This window comes from Brevibacillus sp. RS1.1 (assembly GCF_013284365.1).
Lineage (GTDB): Bacteria > Bacillota > Bacilli > Brevibacillales > Brevibacillaceae > Brevibacillus > Brevibacillus brevis_D.
On the sequence record NZ_JABSVA010000002.1, the window covers coordinates 483,087 to 498,822 of the forward strand.

General features: G+C 47.4%; 17 protein-coding genes. 1 reads left to right on the forward strand and 16 read right to left on the reverse strand.

The annotated features are described in order from the left end of the window. Positions 1 to 127 precede the first annotated feature (127 nt). The 5 genes from sat to HP570_RS07830 form a co-directional block, all read right to left on the reverse strand. Positions 128 to 1,267: a sulfate adenylyltransferase gene (sat, locus tag HP570_RS07810; RefSeq protein ID WP_173625367.1), complete on the reverse strand. Its 1,140-nt coding sequence runs from the start codon at positions 1,265 to 1,267 to the stop codon at positions 128 to 130. Next, positions 1,249 to 1,950 carry a phosphoadenylyl-sulfate reductase gene (locus HP570_RS07815; protein WP_064200986.1) on the reverse strand — a complete coding sequence of 234 codons (702 nt, stop codon included), beginning with the start codon at positions 1,948 to 1,950 and terminating at the stop codon, positions 1,249 to 1,251. The genes sat and HP570_RS07815 overlap by 19 nt, the downstream gene beginning before the upstream one ends. Before the next feature lie 238 nt (positions 1,951 to 2,188). Then, a complete protein-coding gene (locus tag HP570_RS07820) occupies positions 2,189 to 2,422 on the reverse strand; it encodes a hypothetical protein (protein WP_173625368.1) in 234 nt (77 codons plus the stop codon). 159 nt (positions 2,423 to 2,581) lie between these two features. Continuing rightward, a complete protein-coding gene (locus tag HP570_RS07825; protein ID WP_173625369.1) occupies positions 2,582 to 2,836 on the reverse strand; it encodes a hypothetical protein in 255 nt (84 codons plus the stop codon). A gap of 176 nt (positions 2,837 to 3,012) precedes the next feature. After that, positions 3,013 to 3,906: a R2-like ligand-binding oxidase gene (locus HP570_RS07830; RefSeq protein ID WP_256435376.1), complete on the reverse strand. Its 894-nt coding sequence runs from the start codon at positions 3,904 to 3,906 to the stop codon at positions 3,013 to 3,015. Positions 3,907 to 4,119: 213 nt separating this feature from the next. Here HP570_RS07830 and HP570_RS07835 point away from each other — a divergent pair, with 213 nt between their 5' ends. Further along, positions 4,120 to 4,806, forward strand: a complete 687-nt coding sequence (locus HP570_RS07835; RefSeq protein WP_012685336.1) for a helix-turn-helix transcriptional regulator — start codon at positions 4,120 to 4,122, stop codon at positions 4,804 to 4,806. 64 nt (positions 4,807 to 4,870) lie between these two features. On the opposite strand, the gene HP570_RS07840 is transcribed toward HP570_RS07835, so the two are convergent. The 11 genes from HP570_RS07840 to HP570_RS07890 all read right to left on the reverse strand — a co-directional run bounded on the left by HP570_RS07840 (position 4,871) and on the right by HP570_RS07890 (position 15,651). Beyond that, complete coding sequence (locus tag HP570_RS07840; protein WP_041749316.1) at positions 4,871 to 5,236, reverse strand: hypothetical protein; 366 nt, start codon at positions 5,234 to 5,236, stop codon at positions 4,871 to 4,873. Positions 5,237 to 5,394: 158 nt separating this feature from the next. After that, positions 5,395 to 5,754: a 50S ribosomal protein L20 gene (gene rplT, locus HP570_RS07845; protein ID WP_007728568.1), complete on the reverse strand. Its 360-nt coding sequence runs from the start codon at positions 5,752 to 5,754 to the stop codon at positions 5,395 to 5,397. 91 nt (positions 5,755 to 5,845) lie between these two features. Beyond that, positions 5,846 to 6,043 carry a 50S ribosomal protein L35 gene (gene rpmI / locus HP570_RS07850; protein WP_012685334.1) on the reverse strand — a complete coding sequence of 66 codons (198 nt, stop codon included), beginning with the start codon at positions 6,041 to 6,043 and terminating at the stop codon, positions 5,846 to 5,848. 30 nt (positions 6,044 to 6,073) lie between these two features. Beyond that, positions 6,074 to 6,580 carry a translation initiation factor IF-3 gene (gene infC, locus HP570_RS07855; RefSeq protein ID WP_041749807.1) on the reverse strand — a complete coding sequence of 169 codons (507 nt, stop codon included), beginning with the start codon at positions 6,578 to 6,580 and terminating at the stop codon, positions 6,074 to 6,076. Positions 6,581 to 6,846: 266 nt separating this feature from the next. Next, positions 6,847 to 7,866 (reverse strand): GTP 3',8-cyclase MoaA, encoded by a 1,020-nt coding sequence (gene moaA, locus HP570_RS07860; protein WP_142495531.1) that lies wholly within the window; start codon positions 7,864 to 7,866, stop codon positions 6,847 to 6,849. A gap of 207 nt (positions 7,867 to 8,073) precedes the next feature. Next, complete coding sequence (locus HP570_RS07865) at positions 8,074 to 10,128, reverse strand: methyl-accepting chemotaxis protein (RefSeq protein ID WP_173625370.1); 2,055 nt, start codon at positions 10,126 to 10,128, stop codon at positions 8,074 to 8,076. Between the two features lie 148 nt (positions 10,129 to 10,276). Further along, positions 10,277 to 12,190, reverse strand: a complete 1,914-nt coding sequence (gene thrS, locus HP570_RS07870) for a threonine--tRNA ligase (RefSeq protein ID WP_012685330.1) — start codon at positions 12,188 to 12,190, stop codon at positions 10,277 to 10,279. 321 nt (positions 12,191 to 12,511) lie between these two features. After that, the gene (ytxC, locus tag HP570_RS07875; protein ID WP_173625371.1) at positions 12,512 to 13,432 is read right to left on the reverse strand and encodes a putative sporulation protein YtxC; all 921 of its coding nucleotides are present in this window, start codon (positions 13,430 to 13,432) and stop codon (positions 12,512 to 12,514) included. A gap of 187 nt (positions 13,433 to 13,619) precedes the next feature. Next, positions 13,620 to 14,726, reverse strand: coding sequence for a cyclic dehypoxanthinyl futalosine synthase (mqnC, locus tag HP570_RS07880; RefSeq protein WP_173605912.1), 1,107 nt, complete (start codon positions 14,724 to 14,726; stop codon positions 13,620 to 13,622). A gap of 146 nt (positions 14,727 to 14,872) precedes the next feature. After that, complete coding sequence (locus HP570_RS07885) at positions 14,873 to 15,097, reverse strand: hypothetical protein (protein ID WP_012685327.1); 225 nt, start codon at positions 15,095 to 15,097, stop codon at positions 14,873 to 14,875. A gap of 122 nt (positions 15,098 to 15,219) precedes the next feature. Then, positions 15,220 to 15,651, reverse strand: coding sequence for a hypothetical protein (locus HP570_RS07890; RefSeq protein ID WP_173625372.1), 432 nt, complete (start codon positions 15,649 to 15,651; stop codon positions 15,220 to 15,222). Positions 15,652 to 15,736: the final 85 nt, after the last annotated feature.

Consider the following 15,736-nt stretch of genomic DNA (forward strand, 5'->3'; position numbering starts at 1 on the left):
TGTTGACCGCAAGCGGTCGCGTATACTTTTATGAAAAACGCCGAGACGTTTTTCACCACACTTGTCCAGTTTTTGCAACGGAAAAAGAACGGCTTTGCCGTCCCTCTCCTGCTTTTCCGGTTCCATTTTATTGCGGGGATCTCAATCCCTCAATCAAAATCGTTGCGACTTCCGGACGTGTAAATTCCGGAGGTGGCGTCATCCCGTTTCTCAACATTTCCCTCACTTTTGTTCCCGATAAGGTCATATGAGAATCTCTGTCATGCGGGCACGTCTTGGTCGTCGCCATCCCTTGGCAGGCGTTGCAGTAAAAGCTGTGCTCAAAAAAGAGCAGCTGGATACCGAGCTCGCCAGGAGCAAACTCGGAAAAGATGTGCTGCGCATCATACGTCCCGTAGTAATCGCCTACCCCTGCGTGATCACGGCCGACGATAAAGTGTGTACAACCGTAATTTTTTCGTACCAATGCGTGGAACACCGCCTCACGCGGACCTGCATATCGCATAGCAGCCGGAAAAGCACCGAGCAGTACACGGTTGTGTGGATAGTAATTTTCCAGAAGGGCGAGATAGCTTTTCATTCGTACTTGTGCAGGAACATCGTCTGATTTCGTTTCCCCCATCAATGGGTTGAGAAAAAGGCCATCGACAATCTCCAATGCGGCTTTTTGAATATACTCATGCGCCCGGTGAACGGGATTGCGCGTTTGGAAACCAACCACCGTTTTCCAGCCATTTTCTCGAAATCTTTTTCTGGTTTCTGCCGGCGTCAAATAAAAATCAGAGAAGCGCTCAGGCTGTGGCTTTTGCAGGATTTCTACAGGTCCACCCACGTATAGGTTGGGCTTTTCAAACAGCTTTTTCACACCGGGGTGAGCGAGATCCACCGTGCGAAAAATGAGCTCTGCCTCACGCGTTTTATCTGGCTCAAAGCAGCTTTTCACCTGCAAAATCGCATAGTCCACTCCATCTTCCCCACGTAAAAGAATGCTGTCGCCAGGCACAAGATCGTCGTGCTCATCTGCATCGACAGCCAATGTCACCGGCAACGGCCAAATCGCTCCATTGGCCAGACGCATCGTTTCCACGACCGTGTGGTAATCCGCCTCTTCCATGAAACCAGTCAAAGGCGAAAATGCTCCGATGGCAAGACATTCGATGTCCGACAGGGTCCATTTGTCCACGATAATGGCTTTTTTGATCCCGTGCGGCAAAATCGCTTGCTTCACACCTTTCCCTCCTGCGCTGTTCATTTGTGCAGACCGCATTCGGTCTTTTCGAAGCCAGCCCACCGTCCCGACCGAGAATCTTGGCCAGGCAGGACAGCGCGCGTGCATACTCGGCAGCCAATGCTTGGATAGTTCCGGTCGTGCAATGGATTGTAAGGGACATCATGTGCATGGATATATTCCCATACCTGGGCCTCCGTCCAATCTGCTAGCGGATTGAATTTGACCAGGTTGAATTTTTCGTCCCACTCCACTTTTTTTGTATTCGCTCGGGTAGGTGATTGCTCGCGGCGAATGCCTGTAATCCACGCCTGATAGTTGGACAGGACGCGCTTTAATGGCTCTACCTTTCGAATCTCGCAGCAAAGATTCGGTTCTCGCTCCCACAGTTTGTCACCGTGTGTTTCTGCCTGCTCGGCTAACGTCACCTGTGGCTGCACTTGAATAAATGTCGTGCCGTACCTGACTTGCAGCTTGTCACGCGTATCGTACGTTTCAGCAAAATGAATGTTGGTATCAAGGTAAAATACAGGAATCGTGGGAGCCAATTTGTGCAGCATGTCGATTAAAACGACATCTTCAGCGCCAAAGCTGGCAGCTAGGATCAGACTTGCTGCATAGTTTTCCACGGCGTTCACAAGCACGTCTTGGGGCGCTTGAGTCTCCAGTCTGCTTGCCCATTCCTGTAATTCCTCATCCGCCATTTTCTGGCGATTGCTCATCAGCGAAACTCCTCTCTTGCTAGGATTCACCCACCATCATATGCCTAGTGACTGGAAGTGGCGCATCGTCCACCTATATCCAACTCGCCCAAACCAAACGGTCATGATCGTTTGATCGAATGCAAGCGGTCGCATCCCCTTTTATGAAAAACGTCGAGATGTTTCGATCCCCCGATGAGAGAGGACGCTTTTCACAGAAAAAAAGCCGCCAGACAGGGTCTGACAGCTTTCTTCTGCTTTATTTCTCCTCTTTTTCGTTTACGGTGGGGGCGAAAATAAAAGTGGTTCCGGTTTGTTGCGTGTTTTTGACCTCGGTTTTTTGAACCGTTGGTACGGCGTAAGAACCAGGGGTTACCAAGGAAGGTAGCACCGTGTAAGAATCATCCTTGTCTTTTGCAAACGCTCCTGGCACGAGCAATGCTGAACAGACAACTGCTGTTACACCCATCATCATCCATTTTGGTTTTCTCATCTATGTCTCTCTCCTTATCCAATGTTTTCCTGTAACGCTTTTTATTGTATGGCAGTAGGGAGTCTGCTCGACACGGACGAAAGATTGTTTTTTTCTCAGACTTGAGATGGATTCGTTTTTTCCAAAAGAAAAAGCATCCTGTTCGGATGCTTTAACCCATTAGTTTTTTTCTTTTTCGTTTACATTTGGAGCGAAAATAAATGCACTTCCTGCTGTTTGCGTACCTGCTGTTTGCGTACCTGTCACGGTATCTGTTTTCTGGGCTACTGGTGCCGTCGTGTTCGGAGCAGGGGCGAAGAAAGCATTCGTTACGGAATATGCGTCTTCTTTCTCTTTGGCAAACGCCCCTGGCACGACCATCGCCGAACAAACAACTGCTGTAATTCCTAACATCATCCACTTTTGTTTTCTCATTTTGATCTCTCTCCCTATCCAATGTTTTCCTCTTATGGCTTTATTGTAAGGGATTAGCCAGGCTGTCTAACACGGACGGGAGGTTGTTTTTTACTCAGACCTTAGGCGGATTCCGCTTTAGGACCATAGCCTAGTTCTGTAAACAACGACGCGAATATGTTCGATCGCATTTTTGCTTACACATCAATCGTTGTCCTTGTATGCTTATACAGCTCTTCAATCGTCTGTCCTTTTGCTCGGGCAAGTACCTCCATGCGCACACTCAGTTGCTTTTTCGCAAACTGCTTCAAATCAGTGATCTTCACTCCGAATGCACTCACCCCTTGTGGGTCATCCATCCAGTCGTACAGATGAGTTGCCATCGGAGCTAGCTCATCCATCTTTTTGGCAATGACATCGTAAATATGCGGATGCTCACAGATCAATCGCTGTAGCAGGAATGTTCCATAGCTGATGTGCCGCGATTCGTCTGTCTTCAAATACCCAATTCCTTGCATGAGACCAGGCATGAGCCCCGTTTTGCTGAGTGCTTCGTAAAACGCATAGTAACCTGTCTCTGCGAGCACGCCCTCCACAAACATGTTGTAGACAGTAGAAGCTTCTGCGATGGCTTCGGGGGATTTATCCGTTAATAGACGATGGAGTGCGTTCGGTAGGATCTCATGGAAAATTCGCTTGTACACATCGTCGTGAAAATGATGCAAGTCTCCTGACTCGCCGATGTTGTCGAGAACCAACCGGAAAAACTCCGTATGCTTGGCCTCTTCAAAGAGGAAGGTCGTCAAAAACATTTCTTCCTCCAGTCGCCCTTCCTCTGCAATGACCATGATCAGAGGCAAAAGATCGAGGGTGACAGCCTCTTCCCCACCAAGAAAACCAGCAATCCGTCCCAAGGTTTCTTCCTTCTGCTCTGGATTCATATTCGCGTAATCTTCGCGGTCTTGTGTAAAATCAATGTCCTGCGGGTTCCAAATGCCGTATCTCTTCGCTTTTTGATACAACTGGTATGGCAGTAGCTCCTGATCGAATCCTTTTTGGCTGATCGAAACAAAACCATTCCTCATCCCCATCCAACCTTTCTTTTTTCTGATACGCCTTCTATTTCGAATGAATGAAAGAAGTTGTGAAGTTGTTAATTTATACCAATTCCATTCTTTACGCTCCGATCTGCGGTTTGATAAAATGAAGGCGCTGTAGGTTGATTATAGGTCAGGCTGAACGGTCGTTCATATCCCCAAAAATCAGGGGGTGTTTATCACTCAAATGGAGGTGGCAATCACTCCATGGTCAGTCCAGAGCTGAACATGTACATCGATCGAATCGAAGAAACGGCATATTACGAGGAGAAACTAGTGCTTGCTGTACGCGGTTTCGTGGATCTCTTTCCTTTTACGGGAGCCATTCTGTGCAATTACTCCACGCTCAGTCAAACGGGTGAGGGACTATGGTCGATCCTTGACCAAGAGTTATGCTCCATCCGAAATATCCGGGTGGACTTGCGCAATATGCCCCTTATCCAGCAGGCGATCCGTGAACAGAGAGCCGTACTACTAGATTCTGAGGCGATTCGTGAGTTACCGCCCCATTTAGTGTACGGCGCCCCTTATGCGCTCATTCTCCCTATCAGCTATGGACCTAATGTACTCGGCTACGCCGGTATTTCCTGGCATCAGGATGGTTGTTCTGGCATCAACCATCCATTGGTACAATCTTTGAGCGCATACTGCTCGATGCTGGGCAAAGTATTGGCAACCGACTCCCTTCGCCCTAAAACCGTCAAGCTCTCACGCAGAGAAGTCGAAGTCATGCAGCGGATGTCATGGGGCGAAAGCGTTAAGGAGATGGCGAGCTGGATGGGAATTAGTGAGTTTACCGTACAGGATTACATCAAGTCCGCCTTAAAAAAGCTCGGTGTACAAAATCGCGCACAGGGTGTGGCAGACGCTATTCGCCAACGAATCATTTGTTGAATAGAAATAGAAAAACAACCGAATGTGAGCTCGGTTGTTTTTTCTTTGACTCAAACTTCTCTTTCTACGTTCTGATTTCTACCACGTTTCTCGGTGCTGTTCTCGTCCGTTGAATCTCCCTGATTTGAGAAGTAGTCAGATTTCGTCCCACAAAAATGAACGACGAGGTACGATTATTGAAGCCAAAATTACCGAGGTTGGCAATATCTCGATTGCCCCGAAAGACACGAAAATCGCCTTGATAAGCGGTTCCTGAAAACAGAACGAGTGTCACTCGGCCATTATTCCCTGCTCGTAATCGAAAACTCGACAGTACGTCATTGAATTCAAGAGCCTGACACTGTCTAACTGCTACCCCACGTCTACGAAAACGAATACGACGAGCTTCAAAGTTTCGACCTGCCCATAGGCTTACTCGTAATTCTGCCATGCCACTCACCTCCTTCTATCTTTGCTATAAGATATGACAAGGAGATTGATAGCGTGTGGACAGGTGTAGGATGCTATTCGTTTGATTTTGCGCTCTAGACCACAACAAAAAAGCCAACCTTGCCCTCAATCGGGAAGATCGGCTCTTCTATTCAAAAATTAAGCGTTCAGTTTGCTTTTTGCAACTGTTGCCAGTTCGTTGAACGCAGCTTTGTCGTTAACAGCCAAGTCAGCCAGCATTTTGCGGTTAACTTCGATGCCAGCAACTTTCAGGCCGTGCATCAAACGGCTGTAGGACAGACCGTTCATGCGAGCTTGTGCGTTAATACGAGTGATCCACAGTTTGCGGAAATCACGTTTCTTTTGACGACGGTCACGGTATGCATACAGCAGGGATTTCATTACCTGCGCATTAGCGGATTTAAACAGGCGATGTTTGGAACCGAAGTATCCTTTCGCCAGCTTCAGGATTTTCTTATGACGACGGCGTGTAACAATGCCACCTTTTACTCTTGGCATACTAAACTCCTCCTGGTCTTTCCAGCATGGCGGCCTACTGCTAGGCGCTTAGGGAGCTCATGCTGCGTAATGGTGTGTAATAAAGAAAAACTTACAGGTAAGTGAGCATTTGCTCAATACGTTTTTGATCGCCTTTGGAAACGAGTGCAGCTTTGCGCAGGTGGCGCTTAGCTTTCGTCGATTTGTTAGCGAACAAGTGGCTACCAAACGCACGGTCGCGCTTCAATTGGCCGCTTCCAGTCTTTTTGAAACGTTTCGCAGCGGCCTTGTTGGTTTTCATTTTAGGCATCTGAAAAATCCTCCTGTCTAAACTACTATCTTACTGCTTTTCCGCTTTCGGAGCCAGAATCATGATCATGCTGCGGCCCTCGATCTTCGGCTTGCGCTCAGGCGCAGCGAGATCTTCACACTGGGCAGCTACACGTTCCATAACGCCTAGTCCAATTTCGGAGTGGGTGATTTCACGTCCACGGAAACGGATCGTACACTTCACCTTGTGTTGATCCTCCAAGAACTTGCGGACGTTGCGAAGCTTTGTTTGAAAATCGTGTTCCTCGATGTTAGAAGAAAAACGCACTTCTTTCAGCTCGATGATCTTCTGGTTTTTACGCGCTTCTTTTTCCTTTTTCGCCTGCTCGTATTTGAACTTTCCATAGTCCATGATACGGCATACAGGCGGCTTGGCTGTAGGAGCAACGTTTACCAGATCCAATTCAGCTTCCTGGGCAATGCGCAATGCTTCCCTAAAAGGTACGACTCCCAATTGGCTCCCGTCAGCACCGATTAAACGGACTTCACGGGCACGGATCGCTTCGTTAATTAACATTTGATCCTTGCTAATACTTGCCACCCCCGTCAATTTCGAGAAGGAACAAAAATGTGCGAACGCATTCTGCGCCCGCACATATCTCACCTAAGCAATTTCATCGGATCCGAGGATCCTTGCGTAAGAGTTACCTGTCAACAGTCGTATACGACGTCGACCCAGGTGAGAAGCTGGGCGCCTCTGCTTGTTCTCGAAGTATGAAGTGTTGTTTATACACGCAATTTATATTACAAGGTAGCTTGGGTTTTGTCAAGGCTAATACCTAATTATCCCCCGATATGGGACATTTCGACCTTTTCACGCTTGTCGAGACCAGGCGTTTCACTTAGTCGTTCCTCCGAGTAGCGCACGTCACGCCGCTCCCAGATCGCACGTATCAGCTCGCGAATCTCTTCATCCGAGCGTCCATCGCGGACTGGTTCGCGCAAATCATCTCCGGATGAAGCGAAGAGACAATTGTACAATTTCCCTTCTGCCGACAGGCGAGCCCGCGTACAAGTGGAGCAAAAAGCTTGGGTCACCGATGAGATCAACCCGATTTCCTGGTTTGATCCCTCATAGCGATAGCGAGAAGCCACCTCTCCATAGTAGTTCGCTTCGGTCGCTACCAATGGCATCTCTTCATGGATCATACGCACGATTTCACGGGAAGGTACGACTTGATCCAGCCGCCAGCCGTTACTGTTTCCCACATCCATGAATTCAATGAATCGAAGGGTGTGCCCTTGCTCACGGAAGTACCGTGCCATCGGCAAAATATCTTGATCATTGACTCCGCGCTGTACCACCATGTTGATCTTGATCGAAAGCCCGGCATCTGCTGCAACACGAATCCCATCCAGTACAGCATCGACCTGATAGCCTCTTCCATTCAACATCCCAAAGCGCTCATTATCCAAGCTATCCAGGCTGACCGTGACCCGATCCAGACCTGCTTCTTTTAGTGCTTGCGCATGGCGGGACAAGAGAGAACCGTTGGTCGTCATCGCAATATCTTGAACGCCTTCTACTTCACGTATCATTCGAATCAATTCAGGCAAATTTCGGCGCATTAATGGCTCTCCGCCGGTAATGCGGATTTTCCCGACTCCAAGCGAAGTAAAGATCTGGGTCAAACGGGTAATTTCCTCAAAGGTCAGCAACTTGCTTTGCGGCAAAAACTCAAAATCCGGTCCAAAAATATCAGCAGGCATGCAATAACGGCAACGAAAATTACATTTATCGGTGACAGATATTCGTAAATCTCGGAGAGGACGGTTCCGTAAATCAAGCACTTTATCTGGCATAGCTGTTCACTCTCCTTTTATCTATAGGACGACTTTTCCCATTCATCTTCATCATACCGTATTTCGACTTCGTTCCAGTCTATTATCTTAAATCGAAATCGCCAAATTTTCAAACGCAAACAGCACATTGTGGCATAAATGGGTTCGCTTTGCAAAAAAAAGAGTACGAATTCCTGCTGACATTCGTACTCTTCCCGCTATGCATTCTTATATCTTAAATTTGCGAATCATTTTTTCCAGTTCGCGAGCCATCTGGTTCAAAGATTCAAATGAAACGGCAAACTCTTCCATTGTGGCCAACTGACCTTTGGAGGAAGCCGCCAGATTTTCAGCATTGTGCGCTGAGACCCTTGCAATTTGGGCAGTCTCATCCACAGATGCTGCTACTTGTTCCGATCCGGCGGACATCTGTTCAGAGACAGCAGATACCTCTTGAATTTGATCGGTTATCTGTTGAATTTCTTGTAAGATACGTTGGAAGGCTTCTCCAGACTCCAGGACAGTAGACAATCCAACCTGAACATCTTGATTGACGGAATCCATCGAGTTAACCGCCATGTTCGTATCTGTTTGGATCTCCTGAATCAGGTTGGCGATTTGTCGAGCAGACTCATCAGATTGTTCTGCGAGCTTTCTCACTTCATCTGCTACGACAGCAAAACCTCGTCCATGCTCTCCCGCACGAGCAGCTTCAATGGCTGCGTTCAGAGCAAGCAGATTCGTTTGAGAAGCAATTCCCGTTATCACGTCAATGATTTGCACAATTTCTTTGGAACGCTCACCCAATTGCTTGACCACGGATACGGAATGTTCCACAGAGCCACGGATGGAGTCCATTTGCTGGATAGCCTTTTGGATGGACTGGTTTCCTAACTGCGCTTCATCCGCCGTACTTGTAGATGATTCCGAGATAATGGAGGTTGTCTCCGCCACGCGTTGGATGCCAATCGACATTTCTTCCATCGCTCTTGCGGATTCTTCCGTACCTCGGAGCTGATTTTGCGCCCCGCTCGCTACTTCCTGTATCGTGGTAGATATTTTGTTCGCAGTATCTACATTGTCCGCCATGCGAACCGATATGTTGTCTGACGAAGTAGAGAGGGTGTTCACCGCTTTTTGGACTTCTCGAATGAGTCCTTGGATGGATACTTGCATCACCTGAATGCTATGACCAAGCATGCCGATTTCGTCTTTTCTATCCAAAAGGTTTTTGGGCAATTCCGCGGTAAAGTCACCACGACCGATCTGTGCAATCTGGTCAACGATGGCAAGCAATGGCTTGGTAAATTTATGCGAGAAAAGAACAGAAGCCACGGCCGCTAGTAAGGCAAACAAAATACTTAATGCCCCGATGGTGAAACCGATTTGATTGGCTTCAGCAGAGAGCTCAGCTTTTTCGATAAACGAAATATATTTCCAACCGGTTTTGTTGGAAGTAAAGACGTTTGCCAAATACTCGGTATCGTTCATTGTGACCGCAAAGCTGCTGGGAGTATTCTCTGCAATAGCGGCCAATTCAGGAATTTGGATATCTTTCAGGTTTTTCGAATTGAGCTCGGGGTTCTTGGGATCAGCTAAAATCGTTCCGTCTTTGCCCACCAGCATGAGATAACCCGTTTTCCCAATCTTAATTTCTTTCAAAATATCGGTTAGCCCTTTTAAATTCACATCCAGTCCAACAACGCCCAGTGGTTCACCCTTGTCATCCTTTAACGTCGTCACGTTACTGATCACGATACTGTTATCGCCCAAATAGAGATACGGATCTGTTGTGATCACTTTTCCGGGATTCTCCATTGGTTTTTTGTACCAATCCCTTGTACGCGGATCGTAATTCGCGATGACATCATCTGTCGGCCACTGTATGTATCCTCCGTATTTTGTCGCTAAATAAATAAAGGCAGTATTCGGATGAGAATCGACAAATCGCAGGAAATCTTGAAAAATAGCGGCCTCTACCCCGCCATTTTGCAGGGGGGTATGCTTGGTTTTGGTTGGTTTGTCCATATACGTCGTGATGGTGTTATCTGCACTCTTTAGTAAGGGACTGCCTGCTATCAGGTTGACGTTTTCACGAATCGAGTCGAAATACAAGTTAATCGCGTTGTCTACCTGAGCCACTTCTTTTGTCGAGGATTCAATAAAATAAGACTGGATTCGCTCCTCCATACTGACATATACAAATGAGCTAATCACCCCAATCGGGATTAAAATAATGGCAAGAAATGCTGCTATCAGTCTTTGCTTGATGCTTACCCGCATGCGAATCCCCCGCTGTTCTTCTTGATGTCGATAAGGATACTTACTCTACATCCTTTTCCCGTTCTTTTTTCCAAGTAAACGTATCAAGTAAACGTTTACTGAAAAAAAGCCGCCCGAAACTTCAGGGCGGCTCCACTTCTAAACGCTCTTACTTCATTTCATTGATTTCAGCGCGGATTTTCTCTACAAACGCATCCACTGTCATCGCGCCTTCATCGCCCACTCCGCGTTTACGGACGGACAGTGTACCGTCAGCCACCTCTTTTTCACCGATGACCAGCATGTACGGGATTTTTTCAACTTGTGCTTCACGGATTTTGTAGCCGATTTTCTCATTGCGGCCATCCAGCTCTACACGAATACCGGCTTGTTGCAGTTTTTCTCTTACTTGTTCTGCATATGGCATGTGCACTTCGCTGATGTTCATGATGCGTGCTTGGATTGGTGTCAGCCAAATCGGGAATGCACCTGCGTAGTGCTCGATCAGGATACCGATGAAGCGCTCCATGGAGCCGTACATCGCACGGTGCAAAACAACTGGACGGTGCTTCTCGTTGTCTTGACCAACATAAGTCAGATCAAATTTCTCAGGCATTTGGAAGTCCAGTTGGATCGTTCCACATTGGTGACGGCGTTTCAGCGCGTCGGTAATTTGGAAGTCGATCTTCGGTCCGTAGAACGCACCGTCTCCGTCTTTGATTTCATAGGCCATACCGAGCTCTTCCAACACTGTTTTCAGAGAGCTTTCTGCTGCTTCCCACAGCTCATCAGAGCCCATGGAATCTTCTGGACGAGTGGACAGAGCCACACTGTATTCGAAGCCAAATACCTTGTAGATGCTGTCAATCAAAGTGATCATGCCTTTGATTTCGCTCGCGATCTGATCAGGACGGACAAACACGTGCGCGTCATCCTGGCAGAAGGTACGCACCCGCAGCATTCCATTCAACGCCCCGGAGTACTCATGACGGTGAACTTGCCCGAACTCAGAGTAACGGATCGGCAGGTCACGGTACGAATGCATCTCATTTTTATAAATCAGCATGTGACCTGGGCAGTTCATTGGCTTCAAGGCGTAAGTCGCGTTGTCTACTTCTGAGAAGTACATATTCTCTTTGTAGTGATCCCAGTGACCGGATTCTTTCCAGAGACGCTCGTTCATGAGGAACGGAGAGCGCACTTCTGTGTATTGTGCCAATTGTTGCAGACGGCGGGAGAATTGCTCCAGCTCGTTGCGAACAGTGAAACCTTTTGGCAGGTAGAACGGCATGCCTGGTGCTTCCTCGGAGAACATGAACAGGCCCAGTTCTTTACCCAATTTGCGGTGATCGCGCTTTTTCGCTTCTTCGATGAAGTGCAGATATTCATCCATGTCTGCTTTTTTCGGCCAAGCTGTACCGTACACGCGTTGCAGAACTTGGTTTTCTGCTTTTCCGCGCCAGTATGCACCTGCCACGCTCATCAACTTGAATGCTTTGATGAAGCCAGTGGACGGCAAGTGCGGTCCACGACAGAGGTCGAAAAATTCGCCTTGCTCATACAGCGTGATAGTCGCATCCTCTGGCAGGTCGCGAATCAGCTCCAGCTTCAGGTGATCGTTCAGTTCTTGGAAAATCGCAGTTGCTTCTTCGCGGCTTACAACTTTGCGGCGAATCGGCAGGTCTTCCTTCACGATTTTTTCCATTTCTGCTTCGATTTTGCCCAAATCCTCTGGGGAAAGGGAAACCGGAATATCCATGTCGTAGTAGAAGCCATCTTCGATCACAGGACCGATTCCGAACTTCACTTCAGCGCCGTAAATACGTTTTACCGCTTGGGCGAGCAAGTGAGCTGTACTGTGGCGGTATACTTCCAACCCGTCGGCAGAATCGAGGGTAACGATTTCAATCGCTGCGTCATCTGTGAGTTCTGTGTACAGATCAACAACCTTGCCGTCTTTTTTACCAGCTACTGCCTTTTTCTTCAGGCTAGAGCTAATAGAGCCTGCGATGTCTTCGATAGTAATCCCAGCGTCGTATTGACGAACGGCTCCATCTGGGAAAGTAACATGAATTTGTGCCACTGTGGATTCTTCCTTCCTGTATCTGTTTTGGTTGAGAAAATAAAAAAACACCCATCCCCAAAAAGGGACGAGTGTGTTCTCGTGTTACCACCCTACTTCAAGTCTGCGCACAAAAACAGACTCCTCATTCCATGTAACGGTATCTAACCGGCATACCGATAGTAAAAGCCTACGCTTCGTTCCCGGCAGCTACTCGAAGGTGGTAGATCAATAACAGTTCGCAGCGAGCTTCCAGCCTGTGGCCCGCCTCTCTAGAGCGTCCTTACTATTGTCCGTGTCCTTCTCATCGTATTTATAAGCGATGTAAAGTTGTTGTTGCTATTATAGTTTAGAGGGATTATTCCCGTCAAGTACACGTCGCTCGGATAGACAAAGGGAACAAGAGTGGCAAGTAATGAGCCGACCGTCAAAAATACTACGGATCGTCTGTACAAGCCCAGGCTTTTCCGAAGCCATATGGAGCACGATACTCTCAGGAGCCAGTGTAACCAAAGCACTGACCAAATAATCCTCGTCTCGGCATTTTTGTTCGTCCATGTTCAGAACCGTATCCAACTGTTCAAGCCAAAGACGATCCCCTTTTTTATCATAAAGATGGAAAGGTTTGTCCACACTAGGAACGACATGAACGATTTCCTGCTTGGTTTCCTGTACAGCAATGAAATAGCGCAGCAGTTCGACAAACTCTTGGTATTGCTTGTCTTCCAGATATTCGTCAATGCCAGTTTCCACGAGTTCGAACAGCTCGTTCCAATGCTCCTGCAGTCGAAAGCGGATGAAACCCAATACGTTGATCGTTCTCTCCCACTCCAGATAGGAGAAGACATTGCGATATAGGTTTGCCTTGCGTGTCGTAGCCGTTAACAGTTCCCCGCCATCCAGCTCGACTTCTTGGCACATGCGTTGAATATAAGGAAAAATTTCCGCCCACTCGGTTTCCATCTGTTCGGTAGCGAGTAAGTCTGCGGCCATTTCTTCCATGATTTTCGGTTCCTTCACCTGAATGACCCATTCGGCTAATGTAAGAGCAACGAAGGCTCTTGCCCAATCGATGGTCTGCGCGTCATACTCACTCTCACACCAGCTTTGAAAGTAGAACAAGAGGTATCCATTCTCTTCTTGCTCCCTGTATGTAATGCGCACCGGTGCAGTGTTGACCCGCTCCGTCATCTCATTTACGATAGCCCGATACGTGTCACAATGCTCAGGGACATTCTCCAGCAATACGCGAAACGTCTGCATAACCATCCCCCCAACCCGCCATTGTAGTTACAGTATATGTCCCGTCAGGAGCGATATACTTTTAAACGGTTGGAAACTCAGGGAAGGTTGCAGGTAAAAAGTTCCTGATTAAAATACCAAAAAACGCTTCCCTGCCGATTTCCCTTTGTTAGGGGACAGAGAAGCGCCTTTTGGATTTATTGGTTTTTTAGTTTTGCATGACAAAATCACGTTCTGCCATCTCGCCGTCTTTGAAAACGCGCAGGATGTCATACTGTGTGTTGCGCTGTGCAGGAATTTTGCCTGCGCCGCGAATCAGCTCCAAAATTTGGTTCGTGTTGACCTTGTACGTACATGCTGCTGCGGAAACAACATTTTCTTCCATCATCGTTTGGCCGAAATCGTTCGCTCCATAAGAGAGAGAAAGCTGACCGTAATGCGGGCCCATTGTCACCCAAGAAGATTGGAAGTTTTCGATATTATCCAGCATGAGGCGGCTGATTGCCAGTGTTTTTAAGTATTCCTCCGGCGTGTTGTTGACAGCCTTCATGTTGGTGTTGTCCGGTTGGAAGGTCCAGACGATGAACGCTTTGAATCCGCCTGTCTCATCTTGTGCATCGCGGATGCGCAACAGAGAAAGTACGCGCTCCTCCATCTCTTCCCCAAAACCAATGACCATGGTAGCTGTACCAGGCAAGCCTGCACGGTGTGCGGCTTTTTGGGTATCAATCCACTCAGTCCACGAACCCTTCAAACGGGAAATCTTCCGACGTGTACGATCATCGAGGATTTCGCCACCCGCTCCCGGCAAGGAATCGAGACCTGCTGCCTTCAGCTCTTTCAGCACTTCCTCGACAGACATGTTAGAAACTTCCGCGATTTTCATCACTTCCGCGACAGACAGAGAGTGCATCGTAATCTGCGGGAAGCGCTCTTTGATCGCACGCAAGAGGTCGGTGTAATAATCCAGCTTTAGATCAGGATTGGTGCCACCTTGCATCAAGATTTCTGTACCGCCTACATCAACGGTCTCCTGAATCTTTTCGAAAATAGTCTCTCTGGGAAGAACGTATCCTTCAGAAGAGCCTGGGGGACGATAAAAGGCACAAAAACGGCAATACGTGTCACATACGTTCGTGTAATTGACGTTGCGACTAATAACAAAGGTCGCAATCGGATCTGGATGATGCTTCTGCATAACCAGATTGGCGTAATGTCCGATCTTTTCGATTTCATTGCTCGCAAACAAAGCCAGACCGTCTTCGAGACCCAGGCGTTCACCTGCGAGAGCACGTTCCAATATAGAATCGATCATAAGGATCACTCCTTGTACCATACGTAAATTCCATCCCACATCATAACACAATACCGGGACATCGGCTATAGCCCGAGGTGCTGGCAGATACACTTCCATACGCGAAAAAACCCTGCAAGAGACAGGGCTTGGAATCGCAATGATTCTTATTCTTCTTCATATCCAATCTGTTCGTACACTTCTGGCTCCCAGTAAATCACGGTTTGCGCTAATGGCAAATTCGTTTCGCGCGCTCCGTTTGGTTTTCCATTAAAATAGATGATTTCTGTTATGGATACCCGATCACCACGTACGTCAATTTCCCCTGATACTTGCAAGTTAGTCCCGTTTGGTGCATAGAAAACGACTTTTCCCGAACCCAATGTTTTCATTGGTTCCTCCCATGATGTTTGTCCTGTTTCCCTACATTTTAGTGGATAATCTTTCCTAGCGTCAATGAAAAAGCAAGGACTTCATTACCAATATTCGACCTAGGATCATCTCATTGGACCACTCATTTTTTAACCGTCTCCGTAACTTGATGATGATTCCGATTAAAATATATCTTCGATTGTTTGTTGTGGGTCAAAACCAAAAGAAGGGTTATATACAAGAGGGCGATCAAGAAAGTCCCATTGCTTATATCCAGTAAAATCGCAAAACTTATGCAGACAATCGACGACTTTAGTAACCTCATCTGTATGAAGATGAACAATACAGTGGTGATGATCAGTGGAAACATTAATCTTCCTTGCATTCTTCCTAACACGTAGCTTTGATCCAACATATCTTCTGGCATCGTCACCGCATTGAAAACCATTTTACTGGCCCAGTGGCTCAAGTTCATCGGATCTGCCTGTGAAACCACAAAATAGAGGCCTCCCAATACGATGACTTGCAACAGCATAAACCCTTGAATGACTTTGATAGATAATGGCATTTTCATTTAATAAATATCCCTTTCGTCATGACATACCACACTTACTTATATTCGGGATATTTTGGAAGTCACTTGATGGGCCAATCGCCCT